The organism is Allobosea sp. NPDC055594 (assembly GCF_053618995.1).
This window is the reverse complement of sequence record NZ_JBSHIO010000024.1, coordinates 1-17,523: the sequence shown is the minus strand read 5'-3', so window position 1 is coordinate 17,523 and position 17,523 is coordinate 1. Positions and strand designations below refer to the sequence as shown.

The window sequence follows — 17,523 nt, the reverse complement described above, 5'->3', positions numbered from 1 at the left end:
TGCGCCGAAAGGAAAGCTCAAGTTTCAGCGGGGCAGCGTTGTACCGGGAACTACGCCCGCCTTTGACGGGTTCATTCAATTGCTGGGGGAGCGCAATCCAAGGAGGTAGCGGATGTCGACCTTCGAGCCCCCATTCCCCGAACAACAGCAGGAAATGCCCGGGTGGACCAATGCTATGGATCCAAGGCCGGACCATGGCGAAGAAAGCTATGTCGGTTCAGGCAGGCTGATGGGGAAACGCGCGATTATCACGGGTGGCGATAGCGGCATCGGGCGTGCTGTGGCTATAGCCTACGCACGAGAAGGCGCCGACGTTCTGATCTCCTATCTTAGTGAGGATGAGGACGCTGCCGAGACCGCTGGCTGGGTGACTAAGGCGGGCAGGAAGGCTGTTTTGGCGCCCGGCGACATTCAGGAACCAGCGCACTGCCGGGAGATTGTTAAGACGGCGCTCGAGGAGCTGGGCGGAATCGATATTCTCGTTAACAACGCAGCACATCAGGCGAGTTTCAGGGAGATCGGCGAAATTTCGGATGAGGAATGGCAGCTCACATTCGCCGTCAACATCCACGCAATGTTCTACCTGACTAAGGCCGCAGTCCCGCACATGAAGCCCGGCTCGAGTATCATCAACACGGCTTCGGTGAATGCCGACAAGCCCAATCCGACGCTCCTGGCCTATGCAACAACCAAGGGGGCTATCCAGAATTTTACTGGTGGCCTTGCGCAATTGCTGGCGGAGAAGGGGATTCGTGCCAATGCTGTTGCGCCGGGACCGATTTGGACGCCGCTCATTCCGTCCACCATGCCACCCGAAAAGGTCGCCAATTTCGGCATGCAGGTCCCCATGAAGCGCCCTGGCCAACCGGCTGAGCTCGCGACGGCCTACGTGATGCTCGCTGATCCTCTTTCGAGCTATGTCTCCGGCGCGACAATTGCCGTCACTGGCGGGCATCCGATCATCTAGGCTAGGTGGCTTTATTTTCTCAGAAAGAGGCTGTCCTCGCTCGCCTCTTTCCGCCCTGACCTTGGCTCCGCTGCTTTGGGTGACGGGTCTTTTGCGTTGTAAGGAACTTCCTCTTTGACGCGCTGTTGCCTTCCAAAGGAGGCAGCCATGAAAGACCACTCAACCACTGCGGCCGGCAGAAATTCTCCTGGTCGCCACGAAACGCCTCGTCGCCCCGGGCAGCCCGGAGAGGAAGATCAGCGCCGCGCCGGTCCCAGTCCATTGTCGCAACACGCGACTGGACCTCACCCCCCCTACGAAGGCTATGAGCGCGATGGCGCCGCAGCCATTAAACACGTCCCCGCAGAGCAGTTGGATACCAAGCACGCCCCTGGTGGAGCGGTCAGCGCCAAGCCGGTCGTGCTTTCAAATAATGAAGCTTCGCCCGAGGGCGGCGCGCGTGAACGAAACGCTGACAGCAAGAGAGAGCCTTAGGCGCATCTATGTTTCAGCCGACGCTACGCTGGTCGAACAGGCCCGAAATAAGCTGCTCGCCGAGCTTACGAAGATTCGGAAGCGATGGGCTCGGAACCTGGCCTATGAGGTGCGCTTGCCACTGATTGGCCCCGCCCGTGATTCTCGACTTGCGCATTCAACAAGCGTGATCAACTCGTGCGATACCTTCATCGCGAACGACCGTTGCAGACCATTCTCAGGGCTGCAACGGTCCGGCGCCAACCTGCTTAGGCCGCCTTGCGATTAATGGTGCTCATCGCCAATCGGCTGAGCTTTTCGTCGGTAGCGGCCTCCTCGTCGAGGTTCTGCTTCAACAGCGCTGCGCAATCGCTCCGGCCGAGCTGCTTTGCCCATGCCACAAGGGTGCCGTAGCGGGTGATCTCATAGTGCTCCACAGACTGCGCGGCCGCGATCAGGGCCGCGTCGAGGACCTGCTTGTCGTCGACCTCACCGGCGACCTCGTTTGCTTCCTCGAGAATGCCGTCGATCGCCGGGCAGTTTACGCCCTTCTCCTCGACACCATGTAGGCGGAAGACCTCCTGAAGCCGCACGATCTGCTGCTCGGTTTCGCGCATATGAGTTTGAAAGCTCTGCTTAAGCTCCGGACTGGTCGCCTTGTCTATCATATCCGGCAAGGCTCTCCGGATCTGGTGCTCGGCGTAGTAGATGTCGCGAAGCGTGTGGACGAAGAGATCGTCCATGTTTGTGATGTCCTTTGAAAACCAGCCCATGGCGCTGCTCCTTTGCTCGTGGGCCCCCGCCTTGCCCTTCTGAACCGGCCGCGTCGGGGCTTGTTCCTCGCGGCGAGGGCATTGGCTCGATCAAATCCACGCCTCGGACAGGGCCTGGAACCCATTTGCTCGCCCGCTGTTGGAAAGCAGCATTGGGGGAAAATAATGCGTGCGCAGATCCACTTCTCCCGTCTGCGGGATAGATTGCTGGGCCGAGGCAGGCGTCCGCGCCGCGCTCCATCCCCAGACCGTTCGGTTCTTTCTGGTGCGCCCGCATTGGACACCGCGCCGCGTCCAATCGACGTAGCGGCTGCTGTTGCCGGGGTCGTCGGTTTGATGGCGGCTTTTCTCCTCGCGACCGGGCTGGGAGCGCGCAGTGCTCGGGACCGACACTACGACAACAAGGCAGAGGCTCGCAGCCAACAGGGTGCGACCGCTTCGGCGCCTACCGAGATCCCTGTCATGGGATGGAGCGAGATCGTTCGGCGAACTTACTTCGAGGTCGGCCGTGATCGGGTTCTGGCGGTTGCTGCTGGGGTGACCTTCTACGGGCTCCTCGCACTTTTTCCGGCGCTGACGGCGTTCGTCTCGCTATATGGCCTTGTTGCTGACCCGACGACGATCGGAGGCCACTTCGCCATGCTGGATGGCTTCCTGCCGACGGGAGCCACCGAATTCCTGAGGGGAGAGGTCGCCCGCATCCGCGACGGCGGAAATGCAACTCTCGGCATGGCGTTCTTTCTCAGTCTCGCGATCGCGATCTGGAGCGCGAATGCCGGCGTGAAGGCATTGTTCGATGCCCTCAACGTCGCCTATGGCGAGGACGAAAAGCGTGGCTTCTTCAAGCTGAACGCGATCTCTCTTCTCTGCACGGTCGGCATCCTGGCGTTCTTGCTGGTGGCTCTGGGCGCAATCGCGGTTGTGCCCGTCGTCCTCGAATACGTCTATCTCGGCACTGCAAGCGAATGGCTCATTGCAGTTGGCCGCTGGCCTGTCCTGTTCGTGGTCCTCATGGGCGCGCTGGCGGTGCTATATCGCCTCGGGCCCAGCCGAGATGATGCTCAGTGGCGCTGGGTCAGTCCCGGGGCCCTTTTTGCGACCGTCACCTGGATTGCGGGCTCGATCCTCTTTTCTTGGTACGTCGCCAACTTCGCCGACTACAACAAGACTTACGGCACGATCGGCGCCGTGATCGGACTGCTGACCTGGATGTGGCTCTCGGCGACTATCCTACTCGTCGGCGCCGAGCTCAATGCCGAAGCCGAGCGCCAGACTTATCGCGACACGACCAAAGGACCGCCGATGCCGCTTGGACTGCGGGGGGCAGATGCCGCCGACCGCAAGGACTGATGGACGTGCTTGGCAGCCTCGACTTCCCGAGGAGGCGGCGGCCCGCCCGGGGCGATCCCGTCGGGGAACTGTAGCAGCCGCTGGCCGTTCTCTTCTCGTGGGGAGGCCCCCGACAGCAGGCGGCTTGGAAGGACTATCTCATGCATCATACGGTGTTGGCCGAGAACGACGGCAACCGGGTCTTTGCCCTGATCCTCGAAGCAGGCGACGAAGCATTTTCCTGCATCACCCGGTTCGTGAATGAGCACAGGCTGACCGGGGCGTCGCTCACGGCAATCGGAGCCTTTGAATCGGCGACGATCGGCTTTTTCGATTTCACGGCCAAGTCGTATCTGGAGATTCCGGTGAACGTGCAGAGCGAGGTGCTGAGCCTAATCGGCGACGTTGCAGAAGGGGATGACGGGCGCGCCAGCCTGCATGCTCATGTGGTGCTCGGCCTTCGGGACGGCAGCACCAAGGGCGGGCATCTGCTGAAGGCTGTCGTCAGGCCAACGCTCGAGGTGATCCTGACTGAAACCCCGGGGCACCTACGCCGACGGGAGGTTAGGGAACTCGGGATTGCACTCCTTAGTCCCAGTCTCTCCTAGCAAGACAAATTCTCTGGCGCGATTTCGGGAGCCGCCTTTGAAAGGCCGAAACGGGCGCTGGCGCAAACGTTCAGCTTGCACATGCGCCAGCGCGCCAGATGAGGTTGCCGAGATCGTTTCCGACGAGCCGGTCAATGCATTGATCCACGCCGATGCCGAGTGGACGTCGGCTTCGACCATAATCTTCGGTTGAGAACGTCTTAGCGCGTCCGGTCACGGAACCCTCGTCGCTGCCAAAAGTTGGCGGACTTATGGGGGGCACGCTTTGCGAGCGAAACTCGATCGGCAGGTCACTTGGGTGGGAGGTAGCGCGGCGGCCCCCGCGACCGTGAGTGCTGGCCTCGTCGCCATGGTCGGTACGGTGACTATCTCGACCGTCACGGTCGGGCCGTTGTCGCTTCAGATGCTCCTTCATTTGGTATTGATGAACGTGCTGGCGCCGCTGGGCGCGAGCTTTCTGGCAGGCCGGTTTCCCTCTCCTGGCCCGGACCGAATCTGGATGTCCGGATTGCTGCAAATCCTGCTGCTTTGGGCTTGGCACGCGCCGTCGGTCCAGCAAGCCTCGGTAGACTCTCCTGCCTTACAGCTCGGCCTTTCGGCACTGCTTCTCACTTCTGCGGTAGCATTCTGGAGCGCCGTGATCGCGGCTGGCACTTCGCCCGGCTGGCGCTCGATCGCAGGGTTGATGCTGACCGGAAAAATCGCCTGCCTGCTCGGCGTGCTCCTGATCTTCGCTCCCCGAGATCTCTATGTCCTGCCCGGCCTCGTGCTGGCGCTGTGCGAGACCGGGCCCTCGACGCTGGCGGACCAGCAACTGGCCGGCCTTCTGATGATAACGGCCTGTCCGCTGAGCTATCTGGTCGCGGCGGTCGTGCTCTCCGCCCAGATGCTGGCGCGTATCGACACAGCGCATGGCGATGACGATGTCGCTGCTTCGTCGCGTTAGGCAGGTGGCCCAGTGGCTGCTCGGGAGCTGGGGGCGGGTCCTTGGCGCCCTCGCCGCGCTGATGGCTGCCGGCCTTGCGGGGGCAGGGCTGTTCGCATGGCTCGGAGTCTATAACGTCGCTGCAAGCACTGGCCATTTCCGGATCGTCGATCACTTCCTGCGTTTTGGCATGGAGAATTCGGTCCGGGCGCGCGCGCCTTCGGAAAGCCTTCCGGCTGAGATCGACGAGAACCTAGTGCGTCTTGGCGCCGGCCATTTCCATGCCGGCTGTGCCTATTGTCATGGCTCACCTGGCACACCGATCAGTCCGGTCGCAGCCAGCATGCTGCCGCCCCCGCCGGTACTCACCGATAGGGTCGACCGCTGGAGTGATGGAGAGCTGTTCTGGATCGTCAAGCACGGGCTGAAATACGCCGGCATGCCGGGGTTTCCTTCGCTGCGACGCGACGACGAGATCTGGGCTGTGATCGCCTTTCTGCGCCGTCTGCCGGCCTTGGACAGGCGAAGCTATCGCGCCCTTGCGCTGGGCGAAGTTGAGCCGGAGCCGCAGCGGGGCGCCGAGATCGCGACGGGGCAAACCGAGGCCGACGCGATCGGCGCCTGCGCACGCTGTCACGGTGCCCGGCAAGGGCCGCCGAGTCGGCTGGTTCCGACGCTGCATGGCCAGCCTGCCGTGATGCTTGAGAATGCGCTACGTGCCTATGCCAGCGGAGAGCGTGACAGTGGTGTGATGCAGACCGCTGCGTCAGACCTGACCGAGCCCGCCATTCGGGGGCTGGCGCGCTACTATGCTTCGCAGCCAAGGCCTGCCGCGCCAGTCGAGCCTCGCGATCCCGACGCAGTTGCGCGCGGCGAGGCGATCGCCCGCGATGGGCTGTCCGCGCTTGGTGTACCGTCCTGCCTCGGCTGCCATGGCGACGAGGCCTCGCCGCTCTACCCACGCCTTGCCGGTCAGCCGGCGCACTATCTCGAAGGCCAGCTCGCACTTTGGCGGTCCGGTCTCAACGATCGCAGCGCCACCGGCCAGATCATGGCGCCGATCGCACGACGGCTTAGTGAGGTGCAGGCACGAGATGTCGCCGCCTACTTTGCCAGCCTCGCGCCGGCCGCGGAGGCGCGCCGATGAAGCGGTTCATCGGACTCCTGGCGGCGCTCGCCGTTCTAGGCGGAATATCGGGCTGTTCGGAGCAGTCAGCCTTGTCGCCGGCAGGTGAGGACGCGGATCGCATCGCCCTGCTGAGCTGGATCATGTTTTCCGGTGCCACTCTGATTTTGCTAATCGTGGCGGGTGCCCTCGTCATCGCGATCCGTGGACCGGCGTCGATGCGGCGGTTCCTGGCCGGAGAGACCATGATCCGGCTCGGCGGCGTCGTCGTGCCGGTCCTCACGCTCTCGCTACTGCTCGGATACGGCCTCTACCTGATGCGCGAGCGGATCACGGCGCTGGAACCGGCGGTGCTGCGGATCTCGGTGACCGGAGAGCAATGGTGGTGGCGCGTCGGCTACCTGCGGGACGGCGCGGCGCCGGTCAGTGAAGCAAACGAGATCAGGATCCCGGTCGGCCGCGAGATCGATTTCGTGCTGCGCGCAAGCGATGTGATCCACTCCTTCTGGGTACCGAGTCTCGGCGGCAAGCTCGATATGATCCCCGGGCGTACGAACACGCTACGGCTCAAGGCTGCGCGACCCGGCATCTATCGCGGCCAGTGCGCGGAATACTGCGGCGGGCCCCACGCTCTGATGGCGCTCGAAATCATCGCCATGCCGCAGGCCGAGTTCGATGCTTGGCTCGCGGCGGCGGAACGACGGAACGACCCCGCTGACGCCAAGGCTGCGCGAGGCCAAAAGCTGTTCCTCTCGACCGGGTGCGGCTCCTGCCATGCGATACGCGGCACGCCCGCGACTGGTGTGGTCGGCCCCGATCTCAGTCGGATCGGCGAACGGCGTCTCCTCGCCGCGGCGACCCTGAGCAACACCGCTGAAAATCTGGCCGGCCTGATCCGCGACCCGCAAGCTGCAAAGGCGGGAATGCTGATGCCGCCATTCGCGATATTTTCGGGCGAGGATATGGATGCGTTGACCGCCTATCTGGGGAGCCTGCGATGAGTGCTGCCCATCGCACTGACGCGCAGGCGACGGCCCGTCTTCCTTCCGCCGTGCCCCGGCCCGAGGGCGAACTCGGGAGGCTTGAGGGGGCTTGGAAGGGCCCACGCGGCTGGCGCATCGTCAGCGAGGTCAACAACACCATCATCGGCTACTTCTATATCGCCGTCGCCTTCTTGTTCTTCCTGCTTGCCGGCGTGCTCGGGTTGCTCATCCGCCTGCAACTCGCGGCGCCTGGGAACAACTTCCTCTCCCAGGAAACCTACAACCAGATCTTCACCATGCACGGCACGGTGATGATGTTCCTGTTCGCCGTACCTGCCGTCGAGGCGGTCGGCATCCTGCTGCTGCCGCAAATGCTCGGCGCACGCGATCTGCCGTTTCCGCGGCTCGGTGCCTTCGCCTTCTGGGCATACTTCGTCGGTGGCTCGGTCTTCTTTTGCACGCTATTCTTTGGCGTCGCGCCTTCTGGCGGCTGGTTCATGTACCCGCCGCTGACCGGGGCCCGCTTTTCACCCGGCATAGGCGCAGACTGGTGGCTGCTGGGCATCGGCTTCATCGAGATCTCTGCGATTGCGGGCGCGATCGAGATTATTGTCGGCGTGCTGCGCACCCGCGCTCCGGGCATGACGCTTGCGCAGATGCCGATCTTCGCCTGGACGATGCTAATCTTCGCCGGGATGATCGTCTTCGCCTTTCCGGCGGTGATCCTGGCCACGATCCTGCTCGAGCTCGAGCGTGCCTTCGACTGGCCCTTCTTCATCGCCGAGCGAGGCGGCGATCCGCTGCTCTGGCAGCACCTGTTCTGGTTCTTCGGCCATCCGGAAGTCTACATCATCTTCCTGCCGGCAGCCGGCATGGTCTCGATGATCGTCCCGACCATGGCCGGCACAGCGCTGGTCGGCTACCGGCTGATCGTGGTTGCGCTGATCGCCGTCGGCTTCTTCTCCTTCGGCCTCTGGGTCCACCACATGTTCACTACGGGCATTCCCGCCCGCTCGCTCGGTTTCTTCTCAGCCGCGAGCATGGCCGTCGCGATCCCTAGCGGCATCCAGATCTTCGCCTGGATCGCGACGATCGCGGCGGGACGCCTCAAACTGACGGTAGCCTCGCTCTTCGTAATTGGCTTCCTGGTTATCTTCACTTTGGGAGGGCTGACCGGCGTCATGGTGGCGATGGTTCCGTTTGATCGCCAAGCCCATGACACCTATTTCGTCGTCGCCCATCTGCACTATGTGCTGTTCGGCGGCATGGTCTTCCCGCTCTTTGCAGCGATCTACTACTGGACACCGGCCTTCAGTACCCAGCCGCTGTCCGAACGGCTCGGCCGCTGGGCCTTCAGCCTGATCTTTGCGGGCTTCAATATCGCCTTCCTGCCAATGCATCTTACGGGTCTGCTTGGCATGCCGCGGCGGGTCTACACCTATCCTGCCGGTATCGGCTGGGACACGCTAAACCTCGTCTCGACCCTGGGTGCTTTCATTCTGGCTGCCGGCGTCCTCGTTTTCCTTTTCGACATCGCCTGCAACATGCGCCTGACGCGCGGCGAGCCGGCAGGCGATGTCTGGAGCGCCGGAACGCTCGAATGGCTGCCCAACCATGCCTACGGCCCACGCAGCATCCCGCGCGTCGTCGGACGCTATCCGCTCTGGCGCAGACCGGGGCTCGCGCGCGACGTCGACGCAGGATGCTATTATCTCCCGGGAACCGTAACGGGCGCACGCGAGACGATCGTGACGTCGCCTGTCGAGGCCGAGCCGCAATATCTAATGCGGCTCAGCGGCCCGGGCTGGGCGCATCTAGCCGCGGCCGTGTTCACCGCGGGCTTCTTCCTGCTCCTCACCGTCAAAGCCGTCACACTCGCGCTGATCTGTGGCGTCTTGGCGCTCACCTCGATCATCGTCTGGATGTGGGAGAGCGATCCGCCACCGACCAAGCCTGCCGATATCGGCGGAGGAATTATTTTGCCGACCTATGTGTCAGGTCCGATATCCCATAGCTGGTGGGCCATGGTGATCCTTGGCTTGGTCGCTGCGGCGCTCTACCTCTCTTACCTCTTCAGCTACCTCTATCTCTGGACGGTCTCGGTCGCGCATTGGCCCGGTCGGTCGGAACTGCCGGCATTGGAGGCGGCTGTCGGTTCCGCTGTGGGACTGGTCGTAAGTGCGGCGCTCCTTTGGGGGGCTCGTGTTCGCCTGGCTCGCGCGGGTAAGGAGCGTGTAGCACCCGCCACGCTCATCGTCCTTGGGGTTTCCGCGCTGATAGCCGCGCTGGCTTTCGACGGCTTGGCTCAATGGGCCACCGGGCTCAGGCCGCAGGCCAGCGGGTATGGGGCGATCGTCTTCGCCAATGCGGCTCTTCAGGCCCAAGTCGCGGCAGCGGTCGCAGTGATGGCGCTCTTCGCTGTTGCGCGCATTCTCACCGGACGGCTGAACAATGTCCGACGCGTAGTTTTTGACAACCTTACGCTGCTGTGGGGCTACGCCGTCGCTCAGGCCGTCTTGGGACTGGTGTTGACCCACGGGTTTCCCCGTTTGGTGGCCCCATGATTAGTCAAGAGATTCCTCTGCGGCGTACGCTTCGGGCAGTCTTCGGACTGTTGGTCTGGGCTGCTCATTTCATCGTTGTCTACGCATCCGAATCCGTACTGTGCAAGCTCTCAGAGCCGCGCGTCCATACGGTTCTGCTGATGGCTGCCACCGTGCTGGCAATTCTGGCGGTTATTCGAGCCGGCCGAAATCAACCGGACGCTCTCGGCGGTATGCCACTCGGAACCTTCTTTCGCCGCGCAACGATTGCACTTGATGCGCTGGCCGTCCTAGCGATTGTCTTCAGCGCGACCGCAGGAATGCTGCTGCCGGCCTGTCGGTGATCGCAGCCGATCGGGTGTGTCTCGGTATCGGCCTCGTTGAATAGAGCCCGCTTTCGGAACAATTCGAACTGTCTCGCGTTTGAAACACGTGACGGGTCAGCGTGTCCGACCCACGCGAGCGCCAAAATGGCGTCTATTTGCCGACTACCCCGATTGGGCGGTTAGCCTCAATTCCCGCGCCGCGCGCGGACGATCGGCAGAAAACAGTGAAACCCCAATATGGCGCGTACACGGTAGCGATGCCGTGGTATGAGCGCGACGACTTCTACCGACTATTGGAGTTGGCGGAAGATCGTGACCAGTGCGACCGTGATTACGATCGGTGGCACGCCAATGCGATGAGGGTCGCTCAAGAGTACCTATCTCGAGGCCGGGTTCTGGAATTGACCCTTGTCCGACCCGACCAATACCTTAGATGGCTCGCCGAGTGCGGCGAGGCAAACGCAGCAACTTCCCGACTGCGTTATGTCGAGGCGCTGGCGGTCCAGCAAATTTCCCGTACTGCCAAGTCGAGTAGCTGCCCGAGTAGGCGCTTGATGGATCTCCAAAATGGAGCCCCATAAGCTGCCCTTGGAAAGGGCGTTCGAAATTGCTCGTCAGGGGAAAGTCCGCGCGGTCCGCGACATCGCTCGGCAGCTAGATCGAGAGGGCTATGACCATCGCCAGTTAAAGGGACCAGTTCTAACGCGCCAGCTCAGACGCCTGCTTGGTGAAGCCCAATCGTTTGAGCAGATCAACGACAACGCGTGATGATGGTGCCTGTCGACGCGACCCGGCTTCGTCCTGGAAGGCTTCTCGATAGAGTTCGAGCGGAATCGGGACGGGTACGCTGGCTACTTTGTCACGATGGCCGGATCGTTTCGGCTCTCACACGCGAGCGCCCCAGTCAGCCTCGAAGGGACTTGTCCTCTTGGAGGCTTTTCTTCAGGGCGTCAAACAGATTGACGACGTTGGTGGGTCGGCCCTTGCCTCCGGCATCGGCGGGCTTCCGCGCACCCTTGCGCTTCTTAGACGCGATCAGCTTGAGCAGATGTTCCTGGACCGGATCCTTCACCATCTCGGGTGACCAGTCCTTCGTCTTGGCCGCGATAAACTTCTGGGCGAGCGACAACAGTTCCGGCGCTGGCTTTTCCTTGTCGATCCCGCTGAAGTAATTCTTCTCGTCGCGGACCTCGTCGCCATAGCGTAGCGTCCAGAGCACGATGCCTTTGTCTCGCGGCTCCAGCATCACGGCCCGTTCACGCCGGTAGAGCACGACCCGAGAAATCCCGACCATCTTCGTAGCCGCCATGGCGTCTCTGATCACGGAAAAGGCTTCTTCACCGATCTTATCGTCCGGGATGAGGTAGTGCGGACTGTCGAAATAAATCCAGGGGATGGAATCGCGCGAAACGAACGCGTCGATATCGATCGTGCGGACTGTATCGAGCCTGACCGCCTCTAGTTCCTCGTCCTCGACTATGACAAGCCGGCCGGCCTCCGCCTCATAGCCCTTGGCCTGGTCGTCCGGGTCGACCGGCTTGCCATTTTCAGCATCCACATACCGGCTGACGACACGATTGCCGGTTTGCCGGTTCAGAGTGTGGAAACGGACTTTCTCACTCTCGGAAGTGGCCGGGCTCATAGCGACCGGGCAGGTCACAAGCGACAGTTTGAGATAGCCTTTCCAATAGGTGCGGGCGGGCATTGCGACGCAACTCCAATACGAAACTTCGGAGTCAATGCAGCTGGATCGATAGAGTTCCCGTCCGCGCGGGAACCATCCAGCCCTGGCCGCATTAGGCCACTTGGGTTGCGTTGTGGAGTTGCGTGTCATGGTCGCAGCGAGAGCGAACTGGAAGGGCTATCTGAAGTTCGGGGAAATCAGTTGCCCGGTTGCGCTCTACACCGGCGCCAGCACCTCCGAACGCATCTCGTTTCACACCGTCAATCGCGATACCGGCCATCGCGTACGCCGGGAGTTCGTCGATCCGGTTACCGGAGAGCCTGTCGAGCGCGAGAATCAGATCAAGGGGTTTGAGGTCGACAAGGATCGCTATGTCGAAGTCGAGCCCGACGAGATTGCGAACGCGGTTCCGGAAAGCAAAAAGCTGTTGGCGGTGGCCGCCTTCATCCCCTGCAGCGATATCGACACGGTCTTCTTCGACAAGCCCTATTATCTCGCTCCCACCGGCCAGATCGGAGATGACGCCTTCGCGGTCATCCGTGAGGCGTTGCGAGCCAGCAAGGTCGGCGCACTGGCCCATGCGGTGCTGTTCCGGCGCTATCGAACTCTGATGATCCGAGCGCAGGGGCTCGGCCTGATCGCTCACACTCTGAACTTTGACTACGAGGTCCGGTCGGCGGCCGAGGCGTTCGATGAAATACCCAAGCTCAAGATCGGGAAGGAGATGCTTGAGCTCGCCAAGCACATCATCGCGACGAAGAAAGGCGAGTTCGATCCGTCGAAATTCGATGATCGATACGAAGCCGCGGTGGCTGAACTGGTCAAGGCGAAGCTCGCAGGCAAGCCGGTAAAGGCCGCGCAGAAGGCGAGAGCGCCCAAGGCCGTCGATCTGATGGAGGCACTGCGAGCGAGCGTCGGTGCTGCTCCAGTCGCGGCCAGGAAGAGCCGTCCTGACAAGAGCGCGAGCGGTCTCAAGAAGGCGAGCTAGAGCGGCGGTCGGCATTCACAGGTCGGCGCGCTCGCGCGGTGCCGGGTCTCCTTGCGTTTGCGGCCGCCCGCGCTACATCTGCCGCCTGCTATGCCTACAGGGGGCCCAGATGCCTTTTAGCTCGCTGACCGGCCCGGTCGATCTCGCGCGCGCCCATGCGGCGCTTGAGGCAGCGTGGACTGAGATTAAGGTCCAACAGCCTGACATCGACGAGCGCGAGCGCGATCGGCTAGCCTTCATCGTGGCCAGCCTCGCGCCGCTTGCTATGGATGAGGAAGACCTTGCGCAGCGGGCGGTTGAGAAGTTCCGTTCCTGAGGGTTTCACCGCCGGTGGAACATTCGATGGCCTCCCGAATTGTAGGCTCGGTGCTGAATTGCACCGTGCCTACCGCCGATCTTGAGCGCGCCGCGGATGTACCGGCAGCTTGATCGCGCGGAGGCGTTATTCAGGCGAAAGCCACACGAGTAGTCCTGGCCAATAAGGCCGGCGGCCCGGTTTTGCTAACGCGAACCGGGCCTTTTTCGTTTCCATCTTCGTGGAGATCTGGAGAGCCGCCTAGCGATCTTAAAGGCTGACACTGCTGCGACGCTGACAATGAAGCATGGCCCAGTGCTGGATCGTGAGGCGGTGTCGGACTAACGCAACAAGCCTTTGGCTGCGAAGGTCTCCCATCCTTCCAACCCAGGGCCCGGATCGTTGCCTTCCGGAGTCCCTTCATCAGATTTAGCCGCCTTCTTGCGGCCCCGGGTTAGCCGAGCCTTGGCCGCTGCGCGTCGACGGTTTTCTGAGATGGCCGTAGCGTCCTCCTCCCGCCACACTGTCGGCAAGTCGCGATCAAGCACATCTTCTATGTGCTCCGGGGTAAAGACGTGAAAGGTGACGGCCTTGGCGCGGCCTCGCATTTTGACGGTCCGGGTACCAGCGCTCTGTAGTCTGCCGGCCTTCATCCATTTGTGTCGTTCCCGGGGGGAGATGCCCAGGATGTCTTCGACCTCGCTGGGAAGCACAGGGTAAGCTGCGATGCCCTCCAAGATCCTTGTGACCGTCGCTGAGTGAAGTGCGAATTGATCGCGGTCCTCATCAGGCATCCGCAGCACAACGTGGCGCCCTTGAATGTGGACATGCTTCCTGGCCTTCCAAGGAAGGCGGCGGCGGACTTCTCGCTCAAGGCCGTATGCTCTGACCGACGAGCCCAGGGTCGCAATTGCTGGCAGCGGCCACTCGGCAACGAGAAATGAGCTCGAGGATGTCATTCGGCGCATTCTCCACGGAGGATCAACCTGCGCAGCTTCATCGAGTTCCGGGCCTCTGATTTGGAACTTCGTGATGCCTCCACGGTTGCAATCTGATCGCCATTCCCCGGCGCGCAAAGCGGAGGCCCTCCATGAACGGCATCATCTATATCATAGGCCTTGTCGTGGTCGTTTTGGCGATCTTGTCCTTCCTCGGGCTAAGGTAAGGGGCGTCCCATGGCACTAAATCCAACTGATACCGTCATCGTTGCACCCGCCTCGAACGATACAAGCGCCTCCTATTTGGACTGGAGCCCGATTTTGGGTGGCGCAGTGTTGGCTGCCGCGATTTCCACGATCCTGGCAGCTTTTGGTTCGGCAATAGGCCTCTCTATGGTCTCGGCCGACACAACTCGTTCATCCGGGCTGGCCGCGCTCGCCGTCGCCGGAGGACTATGGGCGTTGTGGGTGACGATCTCGGCTTGCGGCGCGGGTGGATATCTGGCCGGGCGAATGCGCCGGCCCTCGCTGGACTCCACAGACCATGAACGCCATGTGCGAGATGGCGCTCATGGTCTAGTCGTATGGGCAGTTGGCGCGTTGCTTGTCGCGTTCATTACCAGTTCGACCATCACGGGCGCTGCAAAAACTGCTGCAACCGGCGTTGCAAGCGCTGCCGCTGGGGTCGGCGCGCTAATCAGCCAACAAGCGGACCCTGTCGCGTCGTCGTTGGACACGATGCTCCGCACGACCGGCACAGAGCCGATTTCGGCGTCCGAACGGGAGGAAGCCTCGCGCGTTTTAGTCCGGAGCGTAGCCAACGGGAGTGTCGATGCAGCGGACCGTAGCTACGTAGCCTCGAGGATCGCAGCCCGTTCCAATATCTCGCAGCAAGAGGCGGAGAAGCGGATTGATGATGCTTTCGCTCGCCTCAATCAAGCCAAGGAGGCGGCCAAGCAGGCTGCCGAGCGTACTCGGAAGATGGCGATTGTGACTGCCTTTCTAACCGCTGCTGCGCTTTTGGCAGGTGCGGCTGCTGCGTGGTTCGCGGCTGTGCTCGGCGGAAAACACCGTGACGATGAAACCGACCTGACCTCGCTATTTGGCCCGCGCTGAGAGGGGCATAAGTGTGCTCCGGCTCCACTCGCTGGAGCACACTTGGCTGTGGGGTGCTTGCCGCGGGTCCAGAGGTCGTCCAGCGTGGCGCGGCAAAAAGACAATCAGCTGCTCTCGACGAACATCGGTTAGGGCCCATCAGGTCAAAATGCGGTTACTTCGAGAGCCTACGGACGTTGGCTTTCACCGTCCGCCTGTAACCGCGGACAATGCCCAACGGGGTAGCGCCGGTCGCCAGCTTTGCGGACGCCTGCCGGGCCGCAGCGACTTTTTCGCCGACCATTCGCTCCGCTTCACGCTTGGCTGCAGAACCGCCAAGCACAAGCTTCGCGCCTCGCAGCCACATGGCCTGCTGCGACTCGACAGCGAGCATCGACATCTCGAAGAAAAACTTGAACATCAGGGGGCGGGCTCCAGCCTGCTTCTTTTAACGGCTGCCACCACGGTTGGTTCCTGCCAATCAACGGCATGCAATATGGGCTCGTGTTGCCGGTCCTGCGTATGGTGGGATTTCCGGCTTCAGGTCCCGTATTGAAGCCGGGCAAGCGGGCGAGACGCTTTAGAAATCACTGCGCCGCATAGCGGTCTGCGCGGGATTGCGCTGCTGCCGCGCTGCCCGGCTATATCGGCACCGGCTTGGCGGCATTATGGATTGCCATCCGAGCTCGTTACGCCGCCTTCGCCTTCGAGACGAAGGATCTGCTTTACGTCCTGGCGAGTGAATTTCAGCCGGACCCCGGCTCCCATCCCATCGCGCTCGTCCAACAGCACAATCCCAAATTGCTCGCAGGCTCGGAGAACCGCTGCTGCGTCGTCATCGGAGCTAAGCCATGCGCTGCCGTTTGCCTCTATCAGGCTCACTGTCCTGACCGGCAACCCGGCGGCCTGGGAGAAATCTTCCAAACTGATGCCGGCCAATGCGCGTGCCGCTGCCACCAGCCGTCCCGTCACTTTGGTCTCTTCGGTCATGATCCTGCCCTTTCCAGCTCCACCAAGCCGATCTCCACCAGCAGCCACGGCAAGTGATCGGGGCGACCCCAAGGTTGTGCTTATGCTCAGGGCTTATTCCCGGCCCCCCTGGCATCGCCGAAAGCGTCAGGGCGCAGATGCTCGAGCTGATTACTGCTGAGGGTGATGTTTGGATTGCTCCTGAGCGGCGCGAGCGAGCAGAGCTTCAAGCTGAGCGAGCGCCGACGGCGACAGGATTAGTTCGACGTCCGCGTCAGCTTCTGTTTCAAATTTGACCAAGGCCCCTTCGCCTGGGTCACCGCTGACGGTGATCTTTGAGACGCTGACGACGGGGATTTCGACAACGGGTTTCTCTGGCATGTGGCTATTGAGCTCCAGACCGATTTTCAAGGCAAGCACACGAGAGCAAGGAACCTCCACCGTTCTCCCATGTTGCGGGAGGAAGCGGAGTTTCTGACATGCGAATCGAGAGCAAGGAAGAGTTTGCTGCCGCAGCTGCCCGCGCGAACGCGCTGAGCGACGCAGCTGAGGGCACGCCGGCGGCTGATGAGCTCGCGGGGCTGGTCGCAGCGATCCGAGACTGGGAGGCGCGTCGAAAGCCCGAAGGTCACGGACCCGAAGAGAACCCCGAGCCGGGCACGAACCGCAGCCCAGATGATCTCCGGTTTACAGGACTGCCGGGAAATCTCGGCAAGCTTCGGGAGTAGCCGCACGGACCTAGTCCGCAGTACGAGGAGGCATCGATGGACAAGAGAACAAACGAACCTGAAAAGACCGGTGGCCAAACCCGCAGGAGCGCAGATAGCCGCCCTCGGCCAGGAACTGACATTCCCGAGGCCAGACCTAAAGGCGGGAGCGTGCGAAACCCGAGCGAAGTGGCCTCCAAGGGCGAACGGAAGCCATCGGAGTCGTGGAGCCCAATCGATCCAGGTCGGCCGACGCAGGACGATTGAGTGGCCTCATCCCCCAGGATCTTGCGGCCGGGCCGCGATCTAATCGCAGCGCAGGAAACGCCGGCATCGAGGGCCTGAGCACCTACGAAGCCCCAGTCTCGCTTCGGCGGGGCCGGGCTTTTGGTTGATCATCGCCGTCTCCAATGGCGGTTCAAGGGGGCGGCTCGTCGACCTCGTTCTGCTTGGCGAGTGTCAGCTCGAAGCATCCGCACCTCTCATTCGTGCTTCCACTCTTCTGACCAGATCGAGACTTCACGGCCGCGAGATGGGGCGCTCATGTCGCGAACCGATCGATTATTTGGCGGGAAAGGCGGGTGCGTTCGCGATAGGCTTCGGTTACGCCCGCGGCATAGCTGCTACCGGGTGACAGCCCAAGCGCTTCGCACGTTCCGGGCGGCATCAAGGCACCGTCCGAGGCGAGATGAGCGCTGACGCGGTTCAAGGTGACGACCATGTGCACGGCGGTGAGAAAACCATCCAGTGAAGCGCCGGCGCTTGTGCGGGCGCGGGCGGTGTAAAAGTCGTCCACTGGATAGGCTGGCCCCTT

At 62.1% G+C, this 17,523-nt stretch carries 18 protein-coding genes; 12 read left to right on the top strand and 6 right to left on the bottom strand.

Features of this window, described 5'->3' with window-relative positions:
* Positions 1-112: 112 nt before the first annotated feature.
* Positions 113-967: an SDR family oxidoreductase gene (locus ACWGRX_RS25345; protein WP_452119818.1), complete on the top strand. Its 855-nt coding sequence runs from the start codon at positions 113-115 to the stop codon at positions 965-967.
* Between the two features lie 722 nt (positions 968-1,689).
* Here ACWGRX_RS25345 and ACWGRX_RS25340 read toward each other — a convergent pair.
* Complete coding sequence (locus ACWGRX_RS25340; RefSeq protein ID WP_452119817.1) at positions 1,690-2,193, bottom strand: YciE/YciF ferroxidase family protein; 504 nt, start codon at positions 2,191-2,193, stop codon at positions 1,690-1,692.
* A gap of 276 nt (positions 2,194-2,469) precedes the next feature.
* On the opposite strand from ACWGRX_RS25340, the gene ACWGRX_RS25335 reads away from it, so the two are divergent.
* The 7 genes from ACWGRX_RS25335 (at position 2,470) to ACWGRX_RS25305 (ending at position 10,051) form a co-directional block, all read left to right on the top strand.
* Entirely contained in the window at positions 2,470-3,543 is a 1,074-nt protein-coding gene (locus tag ACWGRX_RS25335; RefSeq protein WP_452119816.1) for a YihY/virulence factor BrkB family protein, read from the top strand.
* Between the two features lie 140 nt (positions 3,544-3,683).
* The gene (locus ACWGRX_RS25330) at positions 3,684-4,130 is read left to right on the top strand and encodes a PPC domain-containing DNA-binding protein (protein WP_452119815.1); all 447 of its coding nucleotides are present in this window, start codon (positions 3,684-3,686) and stop codon (positions 4,128-4,130) included.
* Positions 4,131-4,458: 328 nt separating this feature from the next.
* Positions 4,459-5,076, top strand: a complete 618-nt coding sequence (locus ACWGRX_RS25325) for a cytochrome c oxidase assembly protein (protein WP_452119814.1) — start codon at positions 4,459-4,461, stop codon at positions 5,074-5,076.
* Positions 5,042-6,202 carry a c-type cytochrome gene (locus ACWGRX_RS25320; protein WP_452119813.1) on the top strand — a complete coding sequence of 387 codons (1,161 nt, stop codon included), beginning with the start codon at positions 5,042-5,044 and terminating at the stop codon, positions 6,200-6,202. The genes ACWGRX_RS25325 and ACWGRX_RS25320 overlap by 35 nt, the downstream gene beginning before the upstream one ends.
* Positions 6,199-7,182, top strand: coding sequence for a cytochrome c oxidase subunit II (gene coxB, locus ACWGRX_RS25315; RefSeq protein ID WP_452119812.1), 984 nt, complete (start codon positions 6,199-6,201; stop codon positions 7,180-7,182). The genes ACWGRX_RS25320 and coxB overlap by 4 nt, the downstream gene beginning before the upstream one ends.
* The gene (gene ctaD / locus ACWGRX_RS25310; RefSeq protein WP_452119811.1) at positions 7,179-9,728 is read left to right on the top strand and encodes a cytochrome c oxidase subunit I; all 2,550 of its coding nucleotides are present in this window, start codon (positions 7,179-7,181) and stop codon (positions 9,726-9,728) included. The genes coxB and ctaD overlap by 4 nt, the downstream gene beginning before the upstream one ends.
* On the top strand, positions 9,725-10,051 hold the full coding sequence (locus tag ACWGRX_RS25305; protein ID WP_452119810.1) for a hypothetical protein: 327 nt from the start codon (positions 9,725-9,727) through the stop codon (positions 10,049-10,051). Before ctaD ends, ACWGRX_RS25305 begins: the two co-directional genes overlap by 4 nt.
* An 886-nt stretch (positions 10,052-10,937) precedes the next feature.
* Here the strand turns inward: ACWGRX_RS25305 and ku (ACWGRX_RS25300) are convergent.
* Positions 10,938-11,738 (bottom strand): non-homologous end joining protein Ku, encoded by an 801-nt coding sequence (gene ku / locus ACWGRX_RS25300; RefSeq protein WP_452119809.1) that lies wholly within the window; start codon positions 11,736-11,738, stop codon positions 10,938-10,940.
* A gap of 127 nt (positions 11,739-11,865) precedes the next feature.
* Between ku (ACWGRX_RS25300) and ku (ACWGRX_RS25295) the strand changes: the two genes are divergently transcribed.
* The 3 genes from ku (ACWGRX_RS25295) to ACWGRX_RS25285 all read left to right on the top strand — a co-directional run bounded on the left by ku (ACWGRX_RS25295) (position 11,866) and on the right by ACWGRX_RS25285 (position 15,054).
* On the top strand, positions 11,866-12,705 hold the full coding sequence (gene ku / locus ACWGRX_RS25295) for a non-homologous end joining protein Ku (RefSeq protein WP_452119808.1): 840 nt from the start codon (positions 11,866-11,868) through the stop codon (positions 12,703-12,705).
* 109 nt (positions 12,706-12,814) lie between these two features.
* Entirely contained in the window at positions 12,815-13,021 is a 207-nt protein-coding gene (locus ACWGRX_RS25290; protein WP_452119807.1) for a hypothetical protein, read from the top strand.
* A 1,154-nt stretch (positions 13,022-14,175) separates the two neighbouring features.
* Entirely contained in the window at positions 14,176-15,054 is an 879-nt protein-coding gene (locus ACWGRX_RS25285; RefSeq protein WP_452119806.1) for a hypothetical protein, read from the top strand.
* Between the two features lie 154 nt (positions 15,055-15,208).
* On the opposite strand, the gene ACWGRX_RS25280 is transcribed toward ACWGRX_RS25285, so the two are convergent.
* From ACWGRX_RS25280 to ACWGRX_RS25270, 3 genes are all read right to left on the bottom strand, one after another.
* Entirely contained in the window at positions 15,209-15,454 is a 246-nt protein-coding gene (locus ACWGRX_RS25280) for a hypothetical protein (protein ID WP_452119805.1), read from the bottom strand.
* Positions 15,455-15,699: 245 nt separating this feature from the next.
* Positions 15,700-16,023: an XRE family transcriptional regulator gene (locus ACWGRX_RS25275; RefSeq protein WP_452119804.1), complete on the bottom strand. Its 324-nt coding sequence runs from the start codon at positions 16,021-16,023 to the stop codon at positions 15,700-15,702.
* Between the two features lie 150 nt (positions 16,024-16,173).
* Positions 16,174-16,413: a hypothetical protein gene (locus ACWGRX_RS25270; protein WP_452119803.1), complete on the bottom strand. Its 240-nt coding sequence runs from the start codon at positions 16,411-16,413 to the stop codon at positions 16,174-16,176.
* A gap of 68 nt (positions 16,414-16,481) precedes the next feature.
* Between ACWGRX_RS25270 and ACWGRX_RS25265 the strand changes: the two genes are divergently transcribed.
* Entirely contained in the window at positions 16,482-16,730 is a 249-nt protein-coding gene (locus ACWGRX_RS25265) for a hypothetical protein (RefSeq protein WP_452119802.1), read from the top strand.
* 520 nt (positions 16,731-17,250) lie between these two features.
* Here ACWGRX_RS25265 and ACWGRX_RS25260 read toward each other — a convergent pair.
* Positions 17,251-17,523: hypothetical protein (locus ACWGRX_RS25260; protein WP_452119801.1), on the bottom strand; the 273-nt coding region annotated here is incomplete at its 5' end.